Genomic DNA, 3,007 nt, shown 5'->3' with positions numbered 1-3,007 from the left:
GCCTCACCCTACTCGATGGTAAGAGACAGCGATTGGTACCGCTTAGAACAAGCGATTTAAGCCGTTGAGTGCAGCAACGCGGTACGCTTCGGCCATGGTCGGGTAGTTAAAGGTCGTGTTGACGAAATAGTCGATGGTATTACCGGCGCCTTTTTGCTCAAAAATCGCTTGGCCGATGTGAATGATTTCCGAGGCGCGTTCACCAAAGCAGTGGATCCCCAAAATCTCACGGGTATCGCGATGAAAGAGGATCTTTAAACTGCCAACATCCATCCCGGCAATTTGGGCGCGAGCGAGATGTTTAAATTGCGAACGCCCGACTTCATACGGGACTTTCTCTGCCGTGAGCTCTTGCTCCGTTTTCCCCACAGAACTGATTTCTGGGATGGTATAAATGCCGGTGGGAATATGTTCAATGAGGCGTGCATTGGCATTGCCTTGGCTAATTGCTTCTGCGACGACCCGTCCCTGATCATAGGCCGCGCTGGCCAAACTTGGATAGCCAATCACATCCCCAACCGCATAAATATGGTCAACCTCGGTCGAGTAATTGTCGTCGACGCTCAGCTGGCCGCGAGAGTCGGGCGTCAGTCCCACCGCACCAAGATTCAACTTATCTGTGTTACCGGTGCGACCGTTGGCATAGAGCAGGCAGTCGGCTTTCATTTTTTTACCTGAGGCAAGATGGACAATGACCCCGTCATCTGTGCCCTCAATGCGCTCATAGGTTTCATCATTGCGGATCAGGACCCCGCTATTCCAGAAATGGTATGACAGGGCATCGGAAATTTCGTTATCCAAGAATGACAACAAGCGATCGCGGGTATTGATTAAGTCAACTTTGACGCCAAGCCCGCGAAAAATAGATGCATATTCGCTGCCAATGACACCTGCGCCATAAATAATCACGTGGCGCGGGTCATGCTTGAGTGACAGAATTGAATCACTGTCGTAAATACGTGCGTGGCTAAAATCGACATCGGCTGGTTGATAAGGGCGTGAGCCGGTCGCAATCACAAAATGATCGGCAGTGTAATGCTCTTTGCTGCCGTCAGGGTGGCGAACGGCTAAAGTATGTGCGTCAACAAATTCCGCCATTCCATGGAGCAGCGTGCACTGATTGCGATCGTAAAAACCCTGACGAAGGCGCGTTTGTTTGCCGATCACGGAATCGGCATGGCTCAGGATTTGAGAGAAGGTGCTGTGAATACTTTTGGTGTTCTGGGTGTAGATCGGGCTTTGATTAAATTCAATAATCCGACTAACGGTGTGACGCAGTGCTTTGGAAGGAATGGTGCCCCAGTGGGTACAGCCACCACCGACAGTGCTTTCACGTTCTATCACGGCCACGCGCTTGCCCGCCTTGGTTAGCCCCATTGCCGCGCCTTCGCCGCCTGGGCCACTCCCTATTACGATCGCATCAAAATGATCAACAGAGCGAGGATTCGACTTGCTCATAGGATTCAAACCTTATTTTCATTATTGCAACATCCATTTATGACCAGTTTAACGCTTATTGGCAGTAAGGTTAACTTTCCTGCATGATCTGGACGTTCGCGTGGAAAACGCAAGGCGCTGTTCAAGAGGGTGTTTGGCTGATTTAGGACGTAAAAATGCGTATAGTGTCGCCATGATGACGGCAGGTTGAGTGTGATGGGTATTCGAGCAGAACAAAAAGAAAAGACGCGTCGCTCATTGATTGATGCGGCCTTTAGCCAATTGAGTGCGGAGCGAAGCTTCTCGAGCTTGAGTTTGCGAGAAGTCGCGCGTGAAGCAGGCATTGCGCCAACCTCATTTTATCGCCACTTTAAAGACATGGATGAGTTGGGATTAACCATGGTCGATGAGGGGGGGCTCCTGCTTCGTCAGCTGATGCGTCAAGCCCGTCAGCGTATTGCCGCAGAAGGTAGTGTGGTGCGTACCTCGGTCGAAACCTTTATGGAATTTGTTGAAAGCAGCCCCAACGTTTTTCGCTTGCTGCTTCGCGAACGTTCAGGGACCTCAGCGGCGTTCCGTGCGGCTGTAGCACGAGAAATTCAGCACTTTGTCGCAGAATTGACCGAGTATTTGCAGTCTCGCACGCAGCTCACCTATGAAGAAGCGTACAATCAGGCTGAAGCCTGCGTGATCTTGGTATTCAACTCCGGCGCGGAAGCGTTAGATCTTGATACACATTCACGGGCAGAATTGGCCGAGCGAATGGTGATACAATTGCGCATGATAGCCAAGGGAGCTTACTGGTATCGTAAAGATCGTGAGCGGCGGGCATTACAGAAAAAGCTGTCATAACAGGTGAAAACATGGAACATGAGCAAGTTAAATCTGAGCGTAAATTCTTAGTACTGTCATTGATCACAGGTATCTGTGGCAGTGCCACTCTCGCCACGCTATTTGTCGGTGGCGTGGCGTTTTCTATTTTCCCCATTCTAGCGTTTGTGCTGGCGGTACATGCTTGTTACCAATTGCATGAACGCCAACCCCTCACTGAAGGCACACCGCTGATCGCGTTTGCGTGTTTCTTAGTGGGTGCGTTTGGGTACTCTGCGTTCATGCGTATGCAAATGCCAGAATTGGGCGGTAACTTCTTCTCGATTCTGGTTGCTATGGTATTGGCGTTTTGGGTGGGTCATAAGCTGGGCTTTTTCAGCCGCAAAGCCAAAAACGATACAGCCTCTGACGTGTGAGCCCTGCGCGGCGAATCGCACACTATAACGAGTGAATAAAAAAGGCGTCGAGAGACGCCTCAGACTGCTGACAAAGGTCTAGCTTTCGAGCTAGACCTTTGATCTAATAGGAGTGTTGCAATAGGGATGCTCCGGTATGCTTCAAGAACCTTCTCCACACCAATATGAACTTGAAATGGTGACGATGGAACAACTTGTTCCCAAAGACCATCTTGTTCGTAAAATCGACCGCGCCATCGACTTCGAGTTTATTCGAGCTGCCGTCGCTCCCCTTTATTGCAAAGATAATTGCCTTCCCCCCTTTACCCCCCTCCCCTTCTTTT

The 3,007-nt window shown here is 50.3% G+C and carries 3 protein-coding genes and 1 pseudogene; 3 read left to right on the top strand and 1 reads right to left on the bottom strand.

Annotation, left to right across the window (positions count from 1 at the left end; all coding sequences use genetic code 11):
• Positions 1 to 42: 42 nt before the first annotated feature.
• Positions 43 to 1,458 (bottom strand): Si-specific NAD(P)(+) transhydrogenase, encoded by a 1,416-nt coding sequence (gene sthA, locus BGK46_RS02340; RefSeq protein WP_069586867.1) that lies wholly within the window; start codon positions 1,456 to 1,458, stop codon positions 43 to 45.
• A 195-nt stretch (positions 1,459 to 1,653) separates the two neighbouring features.
• Between sthA and fabR the strand changes: the two genes are divergently transcribed.
• The 3 genes and pseudogenes from fabR to BGK46_RS17095 form a co-directional block, all read left to right on the top strand.
• Positions 1,654 to 2,289, top strand: coding sequence for an HTH-type transcriptional repressor FabR (fabR, locus tag BGK46_RS02335; protein ID WP_069586866.1), 636 nt, complete (start codon positions 1,654 to 1,656; stop codon positions 2,287 to 2,289).
• An 11-nt stretch (positions 2,290 to 2,300) separates the two neighbouring features.
• On the top strand, positions 2,301 to 2,684 hold the full coding sequence (locus BGK46_RS02330) for a YijD family membrane protein (protein WP_069586865.1): 384 nt from the start codon (positions 2,301 to 2,303) through the stop codon (positions 2,682 to 2,684).
• A 136-nt stretch (positions 2,685 to 2,820) separates the two neighbouring features.
• A pseudogene (locus BGK46_RS17095) lies at positions 2,821 to 3,007 on the top strand (IS5/IS1182 family transposase); the annotation flags it as partial.

Source organism: Salinivibrio sp. SS2 (assembly GCF_001722075.1).
In the GTDB taxonomy this organism is placed as follows: domain Bacteria; phylum Pseudomonadota; class Gammaproteobacteria; order Enterobacterales; family Vibrionaceae; genus Salinivibrio; species Salinivibrio proteolyticus.
This window is presented reverse-complemented; position numbering and strand designations above follow the sequence as displayed.